Source organism: Streptomyces sp. NPDC001822 (genome assembly GCF_042892135.1).
In the GTDB taxonomy this organism is placed as follows: domain Bacteria; phylum Actinomycetota; class Actinomycetes; order Streptomycetales; family Streptomycetaceae; genus Streptomyces.
The window spans coordinates 110,622-128,903 of the sequence record NZ_JBIATW010000004.1 but is presented as its reverse complement, the minus strand read 5'-3'; the positions used below and the strand labels follow the sequence as shown (position 1 = coordinate 128,903).

Genomic DNA, 18,282 nt, shown 5'->3' with positions numbered 1-18,282 from the left:
CGGTCCCGCCTTTCCCGTCCGTCCTACCCGGCAGACTAACCAGTCGGTATGTGATCCGGGAAGGGGCCTGGGGCAGGACTGGGAATCTGCCCAGTCCCAGGCGTTCCGTGTAGACCACACCCGCGCTAGCGTGCCTGACCATGGCAGTCGTCGCGATCATGGAGGTAGTGGAATGACCCTGTCCAGGCGTGGTGTGCTGGCCGCCGGCGGAGCGATCGGGGCCCTCGCGGCCGCCGCGGCCGGGCCAGGGACGGCCGCGGCGGCGGGCCGGGGGCACGGAGCCGGGCGCGGCGGTGTCCGCACCGGCTTCGACCGGCTGGCCGCCGACGGTTACCGGATGCTGGCCGGGGAGAAGGTCGGCATCGTCACGAACCCGACCGGGATCACCTCGGACGTCCGGCACATCGTCGACGTGATGCACCCCGACGACCGGGTGAACCTGACCGCGGTCTTCGGACCCGAGCACGGCTTCCGCGGGACGGCGCAGGCGGGCGGTTCCGAGGGGCGCTACGACGACCCCGCGACGGGGCTCCCGGTCTACGACACGTATCTGAAGAGCGGGCAGGCGCTCGCCGACATCTTCACGGCCTCCGGGGTCGACACCGTGGTGTTCGACATCCAGGACGCGGGGGCCCGCTTCTACACGTACATCTGGACGCTGTACGACTGCATGGAGGCGGCGGCGCTCGCGGGCAAGCGGTTCGTCGTGCTGGACCGGCCCAACCCGGTCACCGGCCGCGCCGCCCTGGGGCCCGTGCTCGACCGGGCCTTCGCCTCGTTCGTGGGCCGCCGGGAGATCTCCCAGGCGCACGGTATGACGGTCGCGGAGCTGGCGCTGCTCTTCAACTCCGAGTTCCTGGCGGACCGCCCCGTGGAGCTGGACGTCGTGAAGATGTCGGGGTGGCGGCGCGGCGACTTCTTCGACGCGACGGGTCTGCCGTGGGTCCCGCCGAGCCCCAACATGCCGACCCCGGAGACGGCGCTGGTCTACTCGGGTACGTGTCTGTTCGAAGGCACGCTCCTGTCCGAGGGCCGGGGCACGACGCGGCCCTTCGAGCTGCTGGGAGCGGAAGGCGTCGACCACCGCTGGGCGGCCGCCGCGAACGCGCTGGAGCTGCCCGGGGTGGCGTTCCGCGAGGCCTACTTCACGCCGACGTTCTCCAAGTTCCAGGGGAAGACGGTGGGCGGGGTGCAGGTGCACGTCCAGGACCGGGAGGTCTTCGACCCGGTGCGCACCGGGATCGGCCTGCTGGTGACGGCGAAGCGGACCTGGAGCGGCTTCGGCTGGCGTCCCGACAACGCGATCGACCGGCTCTCGGGCAACACGCGGGTGCGCACGATGATCGACGCGGGGGCCGGCACCGACGAGGTCGTGGGGGCGTGGCAGGCCGACCTGGCGGCGTTCCGGAAGACGCGGCGGGAGTACCTGCTGTACCGGTGAGCGGCCGGCCGGCGGCGCACGGAGGCGGGGTGGTGCGGGGCGTCCCGTACCACCCCGCCTCCGTGTCAGCTCACTTGCGGAAGTAGCCGGTGACGTCCGCGATCAGGTCCAGGGTGCCGGAACGGTTGTAGAAGCTCACCTTGCCGTTCACCACGGGCACGATCACCAGATTCGCGGCCGTCTCGCCCTTCACGAGGTTCAGGTTCGACGCGCTGGTGCGTTCCGTGCCGTCCGGATAGACCGACACGTAACTCGTCGTCCCGGTCACGTTCGTCGCCGTCACGTTCAGCACGACCGCCGTGACACCCTCCGCCGGCACACCGTCGACACCGGCGACCTGCAGGGTCACCACACCGTCCGCACCGACCGGCGCCTTCGGCACACCCAGACCCGCACGCGTGTCCATCACTCGCTTCGGACCCAGGTTGACGTGCGAGGCGCCACCGTCGCCGGAGGCGAAGTAGCCGGTGATGTCGGCGATCAGGTCCAGGGTGCCGGAGCGGTTGTAGAAGTTCACCCTGCCGTTCACGACCGGCACGATCACCAGGTTCGGAGCGGTCTGCCCCTGCACGAGGTTCAGGTTCGACGCGCTGGTGCGTTCCGTGCCGTCCGGATAGACCGACACGTAACTCGTCGTCCCGGTCACGTTCGTCGCCGTCACGTTCAGCACGACCGCCGTGACACCCTCCGCCGGCACACCGTCGACACCGGCGACCTGCAGGGTCACCACACCGTCCGCACCGACCGGCGCCTTCGGCACACCCAGACCCGCACGCGTGTCCATCAGACGCTTCGGACCCAGGTTGACGTGCGTGGCCCCCTCACCGACCGAGGTGAAGTAGCCGGTGACGTCCGCGATCAGGTCCAGGGTGCCGGAGCGGTTGTAGAAGCTCACCCTGCCGTTCACGACCGGCACGATCACCAGGTTCGGAGCCGTCTGCCCCTTCACCAGGTTCAGGTTCGACGCGCTGGTCCTCGTCGTGCCGTCCGGATAGACCGACACGTAACTCGTCGTCCCGGTCACGTTCGTCGCCGTCACGTTCAGCACGACGGCGCCGACGCCGGTGGACGGGATGCCGTTGGAACCGGTCACCTGAAGCGTGACCACTCCGTCCGCGCCGACCGGCGCCTTCGGCACCCCGAGGCCCGCGCGGGTGTCCATCACGCGCTCGGGGGTCACGGGTACGAACTTCTTCGGGCTCGGGACGTTCACGTTCACCGCTGAGGTGACGGCGGTCCTGCCCGACTGGTGCACGGCCTTCACCTCGATCCTGTGGGCGCCCGGGACGAGTGTCGTGGACGCGGAGCGGGCACTGCCCGCGACGGTCGCCACGGTGCGGCCGTCGACAAGGAGCTCGAAGCCGCTGATGAGCGAACTCGGGGTGTCCGTGGACCAGTTCAGCGAGACGGGACCGGGGGTCTCGTAGCCGGAGTCGACGGCGAACGCCCCGCCTCCGACCGACGTGACCTTGAGCGCCTGCACGGGTCCGGCGGCCAGCGTGCGGATGGCCGGAAGCTGCGGGTAGAGCTTCATCCCGGGACATTCGGTGTTGAATCCGTCCCGGTGTCCCGAGATCTGCCCGAAGGAGTACGACTGCCCGGCGACGAAGTCCTTGCCGGCGTAGTTCTTCTGCGTGGCGCCGGCCACCAGGGTGGTCTCGCCGGCCGGGTCACCGCCGTACTGCCCGAGCTTGTACGCCGCGACCCGCGCGGTCGCCTCGAGAGCGGCGGCCGACGCACCGGCGGCCGTGTAGTCGCCGATGATCGCGACACTGGTCGACTCGCTGTTGAAGCCGTAGGTGTGCGCGCCCATGACGGGCTGGTCGATGCCGCCCTGACGCCCCTCGAAGATCGCCCCGCACTTGTCGACCAGGAAGTTGTAGCCGAGGTCGCGCCAGCCGTTCGTCTTCACGTGGTAGACGTGCAGGGCCCGCACGACGGCCGCGGAGTCGGCGCAGTTGTAGGCCCCGTCCGTGGTGTGGTGGACGAAGACGGCCTTGATGACGCCCTTCTCGAGGTAGGTCGGACCCTCGTCGTTCAGCGACTCGTCGGCACCCCACTGGGCACGGGTGACGACCGGCGGCTGAGGAACCGTCGACGGGGGGCCCGGGTCGACCGCAGAGGGTGCTGAGGCCGCGGCCCCGTCCCGTGCCGGACTCCCGCCGGCCACCGGGTCGATCATGTCGAGCCGGAGCCCGGCCGGAAGGGTGCCGGAGGCCGCGCCGTCGCCGACCCGCACCTCGGCGCCGTCGGAGCGGCCGACCCAGACGGGCTCGGTGGAGCCGCGCTCGGAGGGACGTTCGCCGTCGAGGCCGGGCCGGTACGGCTCCAGGGTGATCCAGTCGGACCATTCCCCGGTCTCCGCGCTGCGGGTCCTCGCCTCGATCCTGCCGTCGACCTCGGCGTCGGCGTCGGGCCAGGACACGCCCAGCATGCCGAACGGCTGCGTCATACGCCGTGAGAGGGCGGCCTCTCCCCGCCCCTCTGACTTCAGGGCGAGCCGGTGCACCTCGCTCCTGACCGGGCCGTCCCGGTCCGCCGCGGCACTGTATGCGGCCGGCAGGCCTTCGTTCCGCGGGTCTTCGGCGGCGGCGCCGTTCGCCGCGTTCTGGAACCCCAGAACGGCGATGACTCCGAGTGCGGCGGCCACAGCCGTCCCGCGTACCCGATTCACTCTCAAGTTGTCCCCACCCCTTGATGCAGCTTGATCGAACTGCGCATCCTACGGCCCCAAGGCCCCGGACGCCCGCGGGTATCCGGCTCCCCCGGGAACGCGCCTCCCCGTACCGCCGTGAACAACAGCGGTACAGGGAGGCATTTCTGTTGATGCGTCAGATAACGACCGGGTGCTGCGGGTGCCGCTCAGCGGTGGGAGGGGAACTCCACGACCTGCTGGTACGTCGGCCGGTTCTGCCAGTGGATCGACTTGTGCGAGATGCCGCCCAGCGGACGGTGCACGATCGAGTCGGTGCACCACTGCTCGCCGGCCTTGCAGCTGTCGTCACCCGGGTAGACCGTGGCCGCGGGCACGGCAACCGCGTCCTTCAGGGTGGCGAGCAGTGCGGCACGGCAGGCGCCGAGGTCGCCGCCCCCGCAGTACGTCTTCGCCAGCGGCCCCTTGACGGTCTGCCCGAGGACCTGGCGCAGGTCCTTGTCGGCGAAGCCCCACCAGCCGTACTGGAACGCGGAGCCGCTGTGCGCGCCGCTCGGGCCGTGGCTCGCGGCCGGGGACTCGTCCGTGGCCAGGTTCGCGGTGAGCGCGGTCCAGAGGCCGTCGCCCAGCCCGGGACGGAACTCCGCCTCGACCAGCTTCGGCCACCACGCGTCCATGATCCGTACCGCGTCGGCGTGCGTGTACGTGTGCGATCCGGGGCTGGTCTCCTTGCGCTGCGCCCCGGCGGCCCGCCACGAGTCCAGCTGCTGCACCGCCGTGTTGAGCGCCGGGTCGGTGACGGGCTGGGAGCGCAGCACCTTCAGCAGTTCGGGCAGCAGTTGCTCACCGCGCAGGTCGGTGAGCGCGGCCTCGGCCATGGCACGGGTGAGGGAGGCGCGGGTCACGCCGCCGGCCTCGACCAGTGCGGAGACCCGGTCGTCGAGGAGGTCGCCCCGGTGCACGGCGCCGAATCCGAACGCCGCCGTGGAGTAGTCCTTGGCCTGCCGGTTGTTCCACGAGATGTAGTAGTCCTGGCCGCTGGACTGCGGGTGTTCGGCGAACGGGGTGTAGTCGGTGGTGTTGGCCGCCGGGTCGTAGCCCCGCCACTCGTACGCCTGCTCGGCCTTGACGGGCAGAGCGGCGTCGACGCCGGCGGCGCGCACCGGGTTCATGCCGCTGTTGTAGTAGGCCGCGGTGCGCGAGTCCGCGTAGAACCAGTTGAAGGCGTAGTCGATGTGGCTCGCCGCCCGCTGGAAGGAGGCCGCGTCCGTCACGTACGCGGGGTCGTTGAGCAGCTGGAAGCCGATGATCGAGTCGGCCTCGTGGCGGTAGGTGGTGCGCAGCGAGGTGTAGGCGACGGGCTTGCCACCGACCGTGGCGCGGTGGGTGACGATGCCGTAGTCGGTGCGCCACACCTGCATCCGGTAGGAGCCCTTGGCGGTGGAGTCGGCGACGGTGGGCTTCCAGGAGTTGCTGCGTTCCAGCTTCTCCATCGCCGCGCAGGCGCCCCGGAAGCGGTAGTGCGCGGAGTCCTTGGTGGGCGTGGACCCGTCGGGCTCGCAGAGCTCGACGGCGTAGGTGTCGGTGATGTCCTGGGCGGCGGAGGTGGCGCTCCAGGCGTAGTCCTGGCCCCGGCCCATCTGGATGTACATGCCGACTCCGGCGAAGGAGACGCCGCGGGCGCTGATGCCCGGGCCCTGCAGCTCCTGGAGCATCATCAGCTGTGGTGCGAAGTAGCCGGTCTGGGGGCCCATGACGGCGATCGGGTTGCCGCTCGCGGTGTGCTTGCCGGACACCAGGAGGGCGTTGGACATGCCCCGCTTCTGGGCGCCGTCGCCGGATCCGGGGAGCGACCCCTCGGGTATCACGCCGTCGTCGAACACGCCCTGCACCGGTTTCAGTGCGGCCGGTGCGTCGACGGGCGCCTTCCGGTTGCTGCCCGCCGATCCGGTGCGGTCGTATATGAGCGGCTCGGGGGTGACGGAGCCCGGGTCGGGCAGCGCGGTGCCGCGGGCGTTGTCGGGCTTGCCCGCGTACGGGAACGAGGTGCCGTCGTGGACGGTGAGGACGGCCTCGGGGTCGTTGCGCTGGCGGAAGGACTCCCAGACCCGGGTGCCCTCCTCGACGCCGTACTTCTGCTGGGCGGCGAGCAGCGAGAGCGCGGCCTGGACCTCGCCGCCCCCTCCCCCGCCGAACTGCCCGCCGACGACGGAGGCGATCGAGATCAGGTCGGTCAGTTTGAACGGCTGGATCTCGCCCACGTTCGTGATCGAGTCGATCTTGCCGGTGAGGACGTACTCGCCGGGGAAGTAGCGGCCGTTCTTCGACTTGACCCGGTAGGCGTTGATCCCGTCGACGTAGGCCTGCGCGTCGGCCATCGCCTGCTCGCCGAGCGCGCCCTCGGTGGCCCTGATGCGCTCGACCTGGGCTTCGAGATCCGCCTCGGTGTACGGGGCCTGCGGCCAGAACTGCTGTTCCAGCCCCTGGTTGGCCAGGGCCCCGCCGGCGAACGAGGTCAGCTCGCCGCGCCCGATGTGCCGGAAGAGGTCCATCAGCCACAGCCGGTCCTGGCCTGCGGCGAACCCCGCGCCGAACTCGGTGCCGTAGCGGGTGGTGCCCTTGATGTGCGGCACGCCGCTCTTCTTGTCGCGGGTGATGGTGACGTCCTCGCGTGGCGAGATGACGGATTCCACCTGGTTCGCGGCGACTCCGAAGGAGGCGTCGTTGAAGAAGTCGGTCAGCTTCTGGTCGGTGAGGCCGGTGTGGCCCGCGACCAGGCCGTTGTAACGGTCGAGCTGGTCGTCGCTGTGTGCGGGGTGCGTGCCGAACGCCTTGTTGCCGAGGATCTCGACGAGGGTCGCGTTGCCGTTCTCGCCGGGCGGCAGGATGTCCGCGCACTGGTTCGCGCAGTGGTCGGTGACGGCGAGGGGTTTCGGCTGCGCGGCTCCGGCGACGGGCGCCGAGGCGAGCAGGGACGTGCCGAGAGCGAGAACGGCCGCGACTGCGGCGGCTGTGAGCGTGCGGGTGCGTGGGGGCATGCGTGCTCCTCCGGGTGGCCGATGCGCCGGAGGTTACTGGCGGTACGCCCCGCCGGTAAGATGAACATCAGTCACTTTTTCCGAATCGCCACACGCCTGTGCACCGCCTCACAGGCACCGTCTCGATCCGTGGACGCATTTCACCTTTCGATGGAGCCGAATCGGGCAGTCGTACGTCCATCCCTTGACGCCGAAGTACGAGCGACGGAGGTGGCAGTGCCATGGCCGGTTTCCGGAGTCTTGCGAGACAGGTCCGCGATCCACGGGGCGATCTGGCTTTGCGGCGGTACTCGCTGCGCAAATGCCTGGAGCGATTCGCCCCGTACGGTCACCGGGCGACCTGGGATCACCTGTGCGCCCGGCACGGGTTCGGGCCCGAGGACCGGGCCCCCGACCCGGCGCGACTGATCCACGCGCTGGAGGAACTGGAGGAGGCACGGGCCGTCTGGCTCGTGTACGAGACGGGCTTCGCCGAGCGGCGGCGCCGTGAGAAGCACGACGGGCTGCGCAGGCCCGGCACATTCGACGACTGGCACCGCAGGACCTGGGGCGGATACGGGATCGCGCACTGCGACGATCCGGAGGTCCACCCGAGCGCGCCCCTGGCCGAGGTGCTGGGCCGGCTGATCTCGGCCCTCGGTGCCGAGCCCGGCACCGCGTGTCCGGTCTGCACCGGGACCGGAATCGTCTGGCGGCAGGACCTGGACCGCGAACCCGGGGCCGGCCCGGTCTGCACACGGTGCGGGATCGTGGTTCCCCGGCCCGTCCTGACGGCGGGCGCGCTGGCCAGGGCCCGGGGTGCGCGGACCAGGAACCTGGCGGCGTCGGCGGCCTGAGTGCCCTCCCGGAGACACCCGCCGCCCGAGGCGCGTGCGCGCGGGCAGCCCCGCGCGGGACCGTCGCGCACGCACGCGGAGCACGCCGCACGGAGCCCGGCGCGCTCAGGGGCGCTTCGCCGTGCCCTTTTCCGGCATGAGGCGCGATCCGGTGAGCCGGTCGCCGAACACGTCGTCGGGGTTGGACAGCACGCAGGTCTCCAGCGACAGGCATCCGCAGCCGATGCAGTCGGTGAGGTGGTCGCGCAGCCGCCCCAGCTGCTCGATGCGTTCGTCGAGTTCCGAGCGCCACGCCCGGGAGAGCCGCGCCCAGTCCTCGCGGTTCGGCGTGCGTTCCTCGGGCAGTTCGGCCAGCGCGTCCCTGATGGTGGCCAGCGGGATGCCCACCCGCTGGGCCGCCCGCACGAAAGCCACCCTGCGCAGGGCGTCCCTGGTGTAACGGCGCTGGTTGCCGCTGGTGCGACTGCTGCTGATCAGGCCCTTGGACTCGTAGAAGTGCAGGGCCGAGACGGCGGCGCCGCTGCGCGCGGAGAGCTGGCCGACCGTGAGCTCGTGAAGTGTCTGCGGGATCTGGGGCACCCCTCGAACCCTACGGCCCTCACCGCCCGCGCGAGGGGCCCGTGCCCCGTCGCCGGCGGGGCCCAGGGACGGTTTCAGGCCCTGCGCACCGGAACGGTGGCCCGGTCACGGAGTTCCTCCGCCGTCGTTCCCGCCGTTCGCCGTCTCATCGTCCCCGGGCACGGAGACGAGACCGCGTACCGGGCTGAGGAGCGGCCACAGCGCGGAGGTGAACAAGCCCGCCGCCGAGATGAGCATCACCTCGAAGAGCCCCAGCCTGCCGCCGAGCCAGCCGCCGACGAGGGCGCCCACCGGCTGGACCCCCCAGCTGACGAAGCGAGTCGTGGCGGTGACCCGGCCCAGCAGGTGGTCGGGGACCAGAGCCTGTTTGACCGTCTCGCTGATGACCAGATTGACCACGACGGCGAACGTCCAGGTGAAGGTGGACGCCGAGACCAGGGCGATGGCGACGGCCCGGTGACCCGCGTGGTCGGCGAGCGGCACCAGGAGCGCCGAGACACCGGGGGCCGCGTAGACGATGATCAGGGTGCGGCCCTGGCCCAGGAGACGGGTGAGGGCCGGGGTGAAGGACGCGCCGAGAAGGCCGGCGACACCGCCGGCCATGCTGGTCGCGCCGAGAAGGCCGGGGCTGAAGCCGAGCACGCGCAGCACGAAGAGGGTGTGCACGGCGAAGAACATGGTGTGGAAGATGTTGAAGTGCGCGGCGGCCAGGATCATCGGTCGCTGGATGCGGTCGACGCGCAGCAGGCGCAGCCCCTTGAGCACGGCCCGCCGGTGAGACTCCCGCGGCTCGGAGTCCGGGGCGTCCGGGTCGGCGGACGGCGGGGCCTTGGGCAGCCGGGCCAGGGTGAGGTAACTGACCAGGTACGAGACGGAGTCGACGAGCAGCGCGACCGGTGCGCTCATGACCTGGATGAGCATCCCGGCGAGTCCCGGACCCGCGACCGAACCGACCGAGGTGCTGGCCTCCATCCAGGAGTTGGCGCGCTCCAGCCGGCTGCGTGGCAGCAGGCGCGGCAGGTACGCCGACATCGCGCTGTCGAAGAGCAGGGTCAGCGCGCCGACGAGGAAGACGACCGCGTAGAGCACGGGCATCGACAGCGCGTCCAGCCAGTACAGCAAGGGGACGGAGAGGATCAGTACGCAGCGCGCCAGGTTGGCGACCAGCATGATGCGGCGGCGCTCGTAGCGGTCCGCCCAGACGCCCGCGGACAGACCGAGCAGGAGGACGGCCGCGGACTCCGCGGCTTCCAGGACACCCATCTGCCACGGGGTCGCCGCGAGGGTGGTGGCCGCGGCGATCCCGATGGCCATGAAGGTCACTTCGGTGCCGGCCAGGGACACCGTCTCGCCCGACCATAGGCGCAGGAACCCGGTCCCCCTGAAGGACTCCTTCCCGCGGCCGGCCGCGGCCTGCTCCTGCTTCTGCTTTGTTATGAGGTCGTCCGACACCGCACTTCATCTCTGCGCCGAGGGTGCCCGGTCCTTGCCGGAGGTCCGGCGAGGACGGCGTCCCGAGGTGGGGCACGATCCGCCGCACGGAAGGTCCACGGCATCGTGCGCGAGCATCGCGGCGATCACTGTACGGCTCGGGCCGAGGGGGAGGAAGCAGGTTCGGCGGATCTCCCCGAGGGCCATGCCTGCGGCGAACTGGGCGCGTCGCGCGCGCGGTTGCCGGATTTCCCTCCTCGGACTCCGGTGATCCGCGGTGCTCCCGCCCGACGAGCCGGCCGGCGGCTCCGGCGGACGGCCGCTGCCGGGGCCCGGTGACCGTGCCCGGACCCCCCGGACCGTCGTTGACAGGAGCGCGCGCCCCCAGCATGCTGAGCAAGCGCTTAGACATTGCCCGGACATGGCGGCAGACAGCCGGAAGGCAGGGACCAGGAACATGGCAGAGCCGAAGATCTTCACGTCCGCTCAGGAGCTGCGGGACGGAGTGGGCCAGGAACTCGGTCACAGCGACTGGCTGGAGATCGAGCAGAAGCGGATCGACCAGTTCGCCGAAGCCACCGGCGACCACCAGTGGATCCACGTGGACCCGGAGCGCGCCGCGGCCGGCCCCTTCGGCACGACGATCGCGCACGGTTACCTGACGCTGTCGCTGCTGCCGGTGCTCGTCCCGCAGATCCTGCGGGTGGAGGGGGCGAAGATGGGCATCAACTACGGGACCAACAAGGTCCGCTTCCCCTCGACCGTCCCCGTCGGTTCGCGGCTGCGCGCCACCGCGGTCGTCAAGGACGTCCAGGAGGCCGGCGGCGGCGTCCAGGTGACCGCCCTCGTCACCGTCGAACGCGAGGGCGGCGACAAGCCCGCCTGTGTCGCGGAGTCCGTGTCGCGCTACTACTTCTGAGCGGCGGGCGGCGCCGGGCCCCCGGGGGGCCCGGCGTCACTTCCGGGCGCCGACCATCCGCAGGACCAGGTCCGCGTAGAGCGTGCCGACCTCCTCGGGGGTCCGGCTGCCCTGCGCGTTGAACCAGCGCGCGACGTCGATGCAGAGCGAGAGCACGGCCAGCGTGGTTCCCGGTACGTCGGGGACGTCGAACTCGCCGGCCTCGACACCCTCACCGATGATGCGGCGCACCACGGCGTCGGTCCTGCGGCGCAGGGCGACGATCTCCGTGCGGTGCTCCTCGGCCAGAGCCTCCAGCTCGTACTGCACGACCCGGGCCGTCGTGTGCCGCTCGGCGTGCCAGCTGACGAAGGACCGCACCGCGTCGGCGAGCCGCTCGGACGCGGTGCCGCCGCTGCCCGCGGCCGTCTCCAGGAGGAGCAGCGCGCGGTCGTGACCGATCCGGCTGATCCGGTGGAGCAGCTCTTCCTTCGTCTTGTAGTGGATGTAGAGAGCGGCCGGACTCATCCCCGCACGGCCGGCGATGTCCCGGGTGGTGGTCGCGTGGTAGCCGCGCTCGGCGAACGCCTCGACGGCCGCGACGAGCAGCCGCCTGGCCGCCTCGGGCGTGACCTCGCTCCACGGCGCGTTCTCGCCGTCGGTCTGCTCCGCCGTGCTCATCGCCACGTGCCCCTTTCCGCTGGCAGGACGAACACCATACCGCGAACCTGAGCAAGCGCTTAGACCGTCGGACGGAGATCGTCAGAGCTTCTGGAAGGGGTCGTGCTCGGCGAGGATCTTCTCCAGCCGGGCCTGGTCGACCCTGCTGACGATCCGGCCCTCCTCCTGCCGGTCCCTGATGACCTTGGCGAGGGTGAAGCACGAGGTGATGAGGTAGAGGACGCCGATGGCGAGGAAGGCCCGCACCCAGGCGTCGGCGTCGAGGAAGAAGATGCCGAGGGCCACGGCCCCCGCCGCCACGGCGAAGGAGAGGACGGCCTGGCCGTAGAAGGCGGCGGTGTTCTGCTGCTTGACCGATGTTGTCTCACTCATGTGCCACAGCATCCACCGCGCCGCAGGACGCGGGCATCCGTCGGCGTACTCAGTGGGTACTCAGGCGGGCGGGGCCGGCCCACGGGGGACCGGCCGCCGGAGCCGCACCGCTCAGAAGGCGGAGACACCCGTCAGGGCGCGGCCGATGATGAGCTTCTGGATCTGGCTGGTGCCCTCGTACAGGGTCATCACGCGGGCATCCCTGACCAGCTTGCCGACGGGGTACTCGTCGATGTAGCCGTAGCCGCCGAAGACCTGGAGGGCGTTGTTCGCGGCGCGCACCGCGGCCTCCGAGGCGAACAGCTTGGCCGTCGACGCCGCGGTGGCGAAATCCTTCCCCCGGTCGACGAGGTCGGCCACGCGCCAGGTCAGCATGCGGGCGGCGTCGACGTCCACGGAGATGTCGCTGATGAGCTCCTGGACCAGCTGGTAGCTCGCGATCGGCTTGCCGAACTGCTCGCGCTCGCCCGCGTAGCGCACCGCCGCGTCCAGTGCCGCCTGGGCGATCCCGACGCAGCCCGCGGCGACCGACATCCGCCCCTTGGCCAGGGCGGACATGGCGACGGAGAAGCCCTTCCCCTCGGGGCCCAGCATGGCCGAGGCGGGGACGCGGACGTCCTGAAGCACCAGTTCGGCGGTGGCCTGGCCGCGCAGCCCGAGCTTGCCGTGGACCGTGCGCCGGGTCAGGCCCGGGGAGTCGGCCGGCACCAGGAACGCGGAGATCCCCCGGTGCCCGGGCGCGTCACCGGTGCGGGCGAAGAGCAGGACCACGTCGGCCCAGGTGCCGTTGGTGATGAACATCTTGGTGCCGTTGAGGACGTACTCTCCCTCGCTGCCGTCTCCGCTCGACCCGGAGGCAGCCCCTCGGACCCGCACGGCACGGGTGGTGAGGTTGCCGGCGTCGGAGCCCGTGCCCGGTTCGGTGAGACCGAAGCAGCCCACGGCGTCGCCCGCGGTGAGCGGCGGCAGCCACCGGCGCTTCTGCTCCTCGCTCCCCCAGGACGCGATCGTCTTGGCGACCAGGCCGAGCGATACGGACACGATGCCGCGCACCGAGGAGTCCCCGCGCCCGAGCTCCTCGGTGACCAGGCAGTACGCGAGGTGGTCGCCGCCGGAGCCGCCGTACTCCTCGGGAATCGTCAGCCCCAGGAAGCCCAGGGCGCCGAGCTTCTTCACGATCGACTTGTCGACACTCTCGGCACGGTCCCACGCGACGACGTGCGGGGTGATCTCCCGTACGACGAAGTCCTCGGCGAGCTGCCGGACGGCTTCCTGCTCCTCGCTCAGCTCCAGGTTCATCCTGCGACACCCCACTTTTAATTAGCACTGCTAGTTTTTGATTCGCAGGCCCTACTATGTGCCGCATGGCCCGACCGCGCAAGCCCCTCCTGAGCAGAGACCGCATCGTCGAGGCGGCGGGCGCGCTCGTGGACGCCGAAGGACTGGGCGCGGTCTCGACCCGCCGTCTCGCCGCGGAACTCGGGGTGAGCGGCCCCTCGCTCTACAACCACTTCCGGAACAAGGACGAGATCCTCGACGCGGTCGCCGACGCCGTCTCCGCACAGGTCGACCTGTCGATGTTCGAGGAGTCCGACCCGCGCGACTGGCCCGCCGCCCTGCACGACTGGGCCGTCTCCTACCGGGCGGCGCTCGCCGCGCACCCGCACATCGTCCCGGTCCTCGCCCAGGGCCCGGGCCGCCGCCCGGCCGGCCTGCGGGTCGCCGACGCGGTCTTCGGCGCCATGGTCCGGGCCGGCTGGCCGCCCGCGCAGGCCACCTACATCGGCGCGCTGATGCGCTACTTCATCACCGGCTCGGCCCTCGGCTCCTTCGCGCGCGGCTTCGTCGACGACGAGACCGCCTACGACCCCGCGGACTACCCCCACCTCGGCCAGGCCCATCTGCTGGCCGACCGCCGCCAGCAGGTCGACGAGGGCGCGTTCGAGACCGGACTGCGCGCCCTGCTGGACGGCCTGGAGCTGCAGTACGAGCAGGCGGCGGCCGGCCGTACGGGCCGGCCGTCACCGAACGGCTCCTGACGCCTCCCGGATACATCGCCCCTGCACCGCACGACCCGGCCGCACCCCGGCCGCATCCCCGCCGCGTCCCGGGCACGCCCCTGCGTGGGATGCCCCGGCGCGGCTCCGGGGAGTCGACACGGCGTCACTTGACGCTCCCCGACAATTCGGTGGGCTCCGAGGCGTGACGGCCCTACGGTCGTCGTCATGACGTCGACACCGCCACCGCCCGTGGCCTCCTCACCGGCCCGCGACTGGCGCGCACCGGCCGCCGCGTGCACCACCGTGCTCCTGTGGGCCTCCGCCTTCGTCTCCATCCGCAGCGCCGGCGAGGCCTACTCCCCCGGGGCCCTGGCCCTCGGCCGGCTGCTCGCGGGCACGCTGACCCTCGGCGCGATCCTCCTGCTGCGCCGCGAGGGGCTGCCGTCGCGGGCGGCCTGGCCCGGCATCATCGGATCCGGACTGCTGTGGTTCGGGCTCTACATGGTGGTGCTCAACTGGGGTGAGCAGCAGGTCGACGCGGGCACGGCGGCCATGATCGTGAACATCGGGCCGATCCTGATGGCGCTGCTGGGCGCCAGGCTCCTCGGGGAGAGCCTGCCGCGCCGGCTCCTGACGGGCATGGGCGTCTCGTTCGCGGGGGCCGTCGTCGTCGGCCTGTCGATGTCGGGCCACGGGGGTTCCTCGGTGCTGGGCGTGCTCCTGTGCCTGCTGGCGGCCCTGTCGTACGCGGGCGGGGTGGTCATCCAGAAGCCCGCGCTGCGGCACGGTTCACCGCTGCAGATCACCACGTTCGGCTGTCTGATCGGTACGGCCGCCTGCCTGCCGTTCAGCGGCGTGCTCGTCTCGGAGGCGGCCCACGCCCCGCTCCAGGCCACCCTGAACATGGTCTACCTCGGTGTGTTCCCGACGGCTCTGGCCTTCACGACGTGGGCGTACGCCCTGGCGCGGACGACCGCGGGGCGGATGGGCGCCACGACCTACGCGGTGCCCGCTCTGGTGGTGCTGATGTCGTGGGTACTGCTCGACGAGGTTCCCGCGCTGCTGACGGTCGGCGGCGGGCTGCTGTGCCTGGCCGGGGTGGCGGTCTCGCGGACCCGGGGGCGGCGCGGCACGGCGCCCGGCGGCGGGGCGGCGGCGTCGGAGCCGTCCGCGGGGGCCGAGCAGGTGGCGGTGGACCGGCCCTGAGCACGACGAGCCTCTGCGGCTCCTGGACGGGGAGCCCGAGTACCAGCGGATGCTGACGTCGATACGCCGCGCGACCTGGACCGAGGACGAGGAGGTCCGGGCCGACCGCGACGCCCGGCTCTCGTCCCGGACCGGATCGCCGGCGATCCCCGCCGGGAACCTCGGGCCCGTGCCCCGGCGCGAACTCCCCGACGACCCGCCCGTACGGGACATGGCCGAGGGCCTCGACCTGCCCGCGCGCACGAGCGCGTCCTTCGAGCCGCACCCCGATCTGGCCGTCCTGGAGACGGCCGACGACGAACCCGCCGCCTGGATCCACGCGGGCCAGGCGCTGCAGAGGCTCCTGCTGGAGGCGACCGGGCACGGCATCGCGGCCTCGTTCGCCAACCAGCCGCTGGAGGACGCCGACCTGCGCCCCGAGGTGTCCGACGGCGCCGCGCACTACGGCTGCCCGCAGATGGTGCTGCGGATGGGATACGCGACGGCGCAGCCCCCGGCCTCGCCGCGCCGGCCGCTGAACGAGGTCGTCGGCTCCACGCGCGGCTGACGGCGGACGGCGGGCCGGACGGGCACCGCGAACGGCGGGGGCGGGGGCGGCGAATCGACGCCCCCGCCCCCGGGCCGGGCTAGAAGACCACCAGCGCGCGTCCGCCCTTGCCCGCGACCATGTTCTCGAAGGCGGTCGGGATGTCCTCCAGCGCGATCCTTTCGGTGACCATCATGGAGAGGTCGAACCGGCCCGCGCGGATGTGCTCGGCCAGCACGGGCAGGTCGCGCTCGGGGACGCTGTCGCCGTAGACGCAGCCCGTCAGCGACCGGCCCCAGTGGAAGATCTCCAGGGCGTTGAACGAGACCGTCTGGTCCTTGCCGCCGATGCCGACGACCGTGGTCCGGCCGCCCCTGCGCGTCGACTCCCAGGCCCCCCGGATCGTGGCGGGCCGTCCGACGCATTCCACGGCCACGTCCGCGCCCTGGCCGCCGGTGAGTCTGCGTACGGCGCGGGGGGTGGTGTCGGAGGCGACGACGTAGTCGGTGGCGCCGGCCCGGCGGGCCAGTTCCTCCTTCTCCGGCGACACGTCGACGGCGATGATCCTGGACGCCCCCGCGATCCGGGCCGCCTGCAGGACCGCGAGGCCCACGCCTCCGATCCCGAAGACGACGACGCTCTCGCCCTCGCGCACCCGGGCGGAGTGGTGCACCGCTCCGTATCCGGTCAGGACGGCGCAGCCGAGCAGGGCGGCGTCGTCGAGCGGGATGCCGGCCGGGGCGGGCAGCACGCAGTTCGCGGCGACGACCGTCTCCTGGGCGAACGCGGCGACGTTGAGCCCGGGGTGGAGCTCGGTCCCGTCCGCCGTACGGGCGTGGACGCGGGCCGCGCCCTTCAGCGCGTCGGCGCAGAGCCAGACCTCGCCGATCCCGCAGTGGAAGCACACCCCGCAGGACGGCGCCCAGTTGAGGACCACGGGGTCACCCGCGGCGACGTGGGTGACGCCCTCGCCGACGGCGAGCACCGTGCCGGCGCCCTCGTGGCCGAGGACGGCGGGGACCGGCAGCCGCATGGTGCCGTCGGACAGGGACAGGTCGGAGTGGCAGACCCCGGCGGCGGTGAGCCTGACGCTCACCTGGCCGGGGCCGGGCTGCGGGAGTTCGATGTCGGTGATCTCCAGGGGGGAACCGACGGCGGGCAGTACGGCTGCGCGGACCACGAATGGACTCCTCGGCGGATCGGCGGGGTACTCAGAACTGGAGGGACTTGGTCTGGAGGTACTCGGAGAGGCCGTGCGGGCCGAGCTCGCGGCCCACACCGGACTGCTTGTACCCGCCGAAGGGGGCGAGGGGGTTGAAGCGCCCGCCGTTGATGTCGACCTGCCCGGTGTCCATGCGGCGGGCGAAGGCCACGGCCGCCTCGTCGTCGGCCGCCCAGACGGCCCCGGCCAGGCCGTACACGGTGCCGTTGGCGATCCGCAGGGCGTCGTCCTCGTCCTCGTACCGCAGGATCGAGAGCACCGGGCCGAAGATCTCCTCCTGGGCGATGGTCATGTCCGGGGTGACGTCGGCGAAGACGGTGGGGCTGACGTAGTAGCCCCGCTCCATGGGCGCCTCGGGACCGCCCGCGACCAGGCGGGCCCCCTCCTCGACGCCCTTCTCGATGTAACCCCGCACCCTGGCCTGCTGCCTGGCGTTGACGACGGGGCCGACGCGCTCACCGGGGACGTACTTGGCGACGGCCGCCGCGGCGAGTGCCACGGCCTCCTCGTACCGCTCCGCGTCGACCAGCATCCGGGTCCAGGCGCTGCACGTCTGACCGGAGTTGGACATCACGTTGGCCACGCCGATGTTGACCGCCCTGGCGAGGTCGGCGCCCGGCAGGATCACGTTGGCGGACTTGCCGCCGAGCTCCAGCGCGACGCGCTTGACGGCCGCTCCGGCGGTGGCGCCGATCTGCCTGCCGACCGCGGTGGACCCGGTGAACGACACGAGGTCGACGTCCTCGTGTCCGGCGAGCGCCTGGCCCGCGACGGCACCGGTCCCGGTGACCAGGTTGAAGACACCGGCGGGCAGACCGGCCTCCTGGGTGATCTGGGCGAAGAGCTGCGCGGTGAGCGGGGTGTCCTCGGCGGGCTTCAGTACGACGGTGCAGCCGGCGGCGAGCGCCGGGGCCACCTTGGCGACGATCTGGTGCAGCGGGTAGTTCCAGGGCGTGATCGCCCCGACGACGCCGACGGGCTCCAGCAGGACGGTGGAGTTCCCCAGCTTCTCCTCGAAGGGGTACGAGGCGGCCAGTTCGGCGTACGAACCTGCCACGAGCACCGGTACGCCCGCATGCACCGCCCGGGACAGCGGCAGCGGTGAGCCGAGTTCGGCGGTGACGGTCCCGGCGATCTCGTCCGCACGGGCCGCGAGGGCGTCGCGCAGGGCCGAGAGCCGTGCGGCGCGCTCGGCGGGCGGAGTGGCGGCCCAGCCGGGGAAGGCCGCGCGGGCGGCGCGCACCGCGGCGTCGACGTCCTCGGCGGTGCCCGCCGGGACGTGTCCGATGACCTGCTCGTCCGCCGGGTTCACGACCGCGATCGTGTCCCCTCCGGCGGCGGGCCGCCACTCCCCGCCGATGTACATCCCGTCATGCGCCTTCATGGCTGCCCCTCCCGG

15 protein-coding genes are annotated in these 18,282 nt (G+C 71.9%); 6 read left to right on the top strand and 9 right to left on the bottom strand.

What is annotated here, in order from left to right; all coding sequences use genetic code 11:
* Window positions 1-172: 172 nt before the first annotated feature.
* On the top strand, window positions 173-1,441 hold the full coding sequence (locus ACFYY2_RS11350) for an exo-beta-N-acetylmuramidase NamZ domain-containing protein (protein WP_388740352.1): 1,269 nt from the start codon (window positions 173-175) through the stop codon (window positions 1,439-1,441).
* 70 nt (window positions 1,442-1,511) lie between these two features.
* On the opposite strand, the gene ACFYY2_RS11345 is transcribed toward ACFYY2_RS11350, so the two are convergent.
* Window positions 1,512-4,115, bottom strand: coding sequence for an N-acetylmuramoyl-L-alanine amidase (locus ACFYY2_RS11345; protein ID WP_388740349.1), 2,604 nt, complete (start codon window positions 4,113-4,115; stop codon window positions 1,512-1,514).
* 188 nt (window positions 4,116-4,303) lie between these two features.
* Entirely contained in the window at window positions 4,304-7,132 is a 2,829-nt protein-coding gene (locus tag ACFYY2_RS11340) for a penicillin acylase family protein (protein ID WP_388740346.1), read from the bottom strand.
* Window positions 7,133-7,353: 221 nt separating this feature from the next.
* Between ACFYY2_RS11340 and ACFYY2_RS11335 the strand changes: the two genes are divergently transcribed.
* Window positions 7,354-7,968, top strand: coding sequence for a hypothetical protein (locus ACFYY2_RS11335; RefSeq protein WP_388740344.1), 615 nt, complete (start codon window positions 7,354-7,356; stop codon window positions 7,966-7,968).
* A gap of 105 nt (window positions 7,969-8,073) precedes the next feature.
* On the opposite strand, the gene soxR is transcribed toward ACFYY2_RS11335, so the two are convergent.
* Window positions 8,074-8,547 (bottom strand): redox-sensitive transcriptional activator SoxR, encoded by a 474-nt coding sequence (gene soxR, locus ACFYY2_RS11330; protein WP_388740341.1) that lies wholly within the window; start codon window positions 8,545-8,547, stop codon window positions 8,074-8,076.
* Window positions 8,548-8,652: 105 nt separating this feature from the next.
* The gene (locus ACFYY2_RS11325; protein WP_388740338.1) at window positions 8,653-9,999 is read right to left on the bottom strand and encodes an MFS transporter; all 1,347 of its coding nucleotides are present in this window, start codon (window positions 9,997-9,999) and stop codon (window positions 8,653-8,655) included.
* Window positions 10,000-10,435: 436 nt separating this feature from the next.
* On the opposite strand from ACFYY2_RS11325, the gene ACFYY2_RS11320 reads away from it, so the two are divergent.
* Window positions 10,436-10,897, top strand: a complete 462-nt coding sequence (locus ACFYY2_RS11320; RefSeq protein ID WP_388740336.1) for a MaoC family dehydratase — start codon at window positions 10,436-10,438, stop codon at window positions 10,895-10,897.
* A 36-nt stretch (window positions 10,898-10,933) separates the two neighbouring features.
* Here the strand turns inward: ACFYY2_RS11320 and ACFYY2_RS11315 are convergent, their stop codons facing one another.
* The 3 genes from ACFYY2_RS11315 to ACFYY2_RS11305 form a co-directional block, all read right to left on the bottom strand.
* A complete protein-coding gene (locus tag ACFYY2_RS11315) occupies window positions 10,934-11,557 on the bottom strand; it encodes a TetR/AcrR family transcriptional regulator (RefSeq protein ID WP_388740334.1) in 624 nt (207 codons plus the stop codon).
* Window positions 11,558-11,638: 81 nt separating this feature from the next.
* Window positions 11,639-11,929, bottom strand: a complete 291-nt coding sequence (locus tag ACFYY2_RS11310; RefSeq protein WP_388740331.1) for a YiaA/YiaB family inner membrane protein — start codon at window positions 11,927-11,929, stop codon at window positions 11,639-11,641.
* 111 nt (window positions 11,930-12,040) lie between these two features.
* Entirely contained in the window at window positions 12,041-13,228 is a 1,188-nt protein-coding gene (locus tag ACFYY2_RS11305) for an acyl-CoA dehydrogenase family protein (RefSeq protein WP_388740329.1), read from the bottom strand.
* A gap of 65 nt (window positions 13,229-13,293) precedes the next feature.
* Here ACFYY2_RS11305 and ACFYY2_RS11300 point away from each other — a divergent pair, with 65 nt between their 5' ends.
* The 3 genes from ACFYY2_RS11300 (at window position 13,294) to ACFYY2_RS11290 (ending at window position 15,682) form a co-directional block, all read left to right on the top strand.
* Entirely contained in the window at window positions 13,294-13,968 is a 675-nt protein-coding gene (locus ACFYY2_RS11300) for a TetR/AcrR family transcriptional regulator (protein WP_388740326.1), read from the top strand.
* 186 nt (window positions 13,969-14,154) lie between these two features.
* A complete protein-coding gene (locus ACFYY2_RS11295) occupies window positions 14,155-15,135 on the top strand; it encodes a DMT family transporter (RefSeq protein WP_388740323.1) in 981 nt (326 codons plus the stop codon).
* Window positions 15,136-15,184: 49 nt separating this feature from the next.
* Window positions 15,185-15,682: a hypothetical protein gene (locus ACFYY2_RS11290; RefSeq protein WP_388740320.1), complete on the top strand. Its 498-nt coding sequence runs from the start codon at window positions 15,185-15,187 to the stop codon at window positions 15,680-15,682.
* Window positions 15,683-15,761: 79 nt separating this feature from the next.
* Here ACFYY2_RS11290 and ACFYY2_RS11285 read toward each other — a convergent pair whose 3' ends face one another.
* Both ACFYY2_RS11285 and ACFYY2_RS11280 read right to left on the bottom strand, forming a co-directional pair.
* Window positions 15,762-16,841, bottom strand: a complete 1,080-nt coding sequence (locus ACFYY2_RS11285) for a Zn-dependent alcohol dehydrogenase (RefSeq protein ID WP_388740317.1) — start codon at window positions 16,839-16,841, stop codon at window positions 15,762-15,764.
* 31 nt (window positions 16,842-16,872) lie between these two features.
* Window positions 16,873-18,267, bottom strand: a complete 1,395-nt coding sequence (locus ACFYY2_RS11280; RefSeq protein ID WP_388740314.1) for an aldehyde dehydrogenase family protein — start codon at window positions 18,265-18,267, stop codon at window positions 16,873-16,875.
* Window positions 18,268-18,282: the final 15 nt, after the last annotated feature.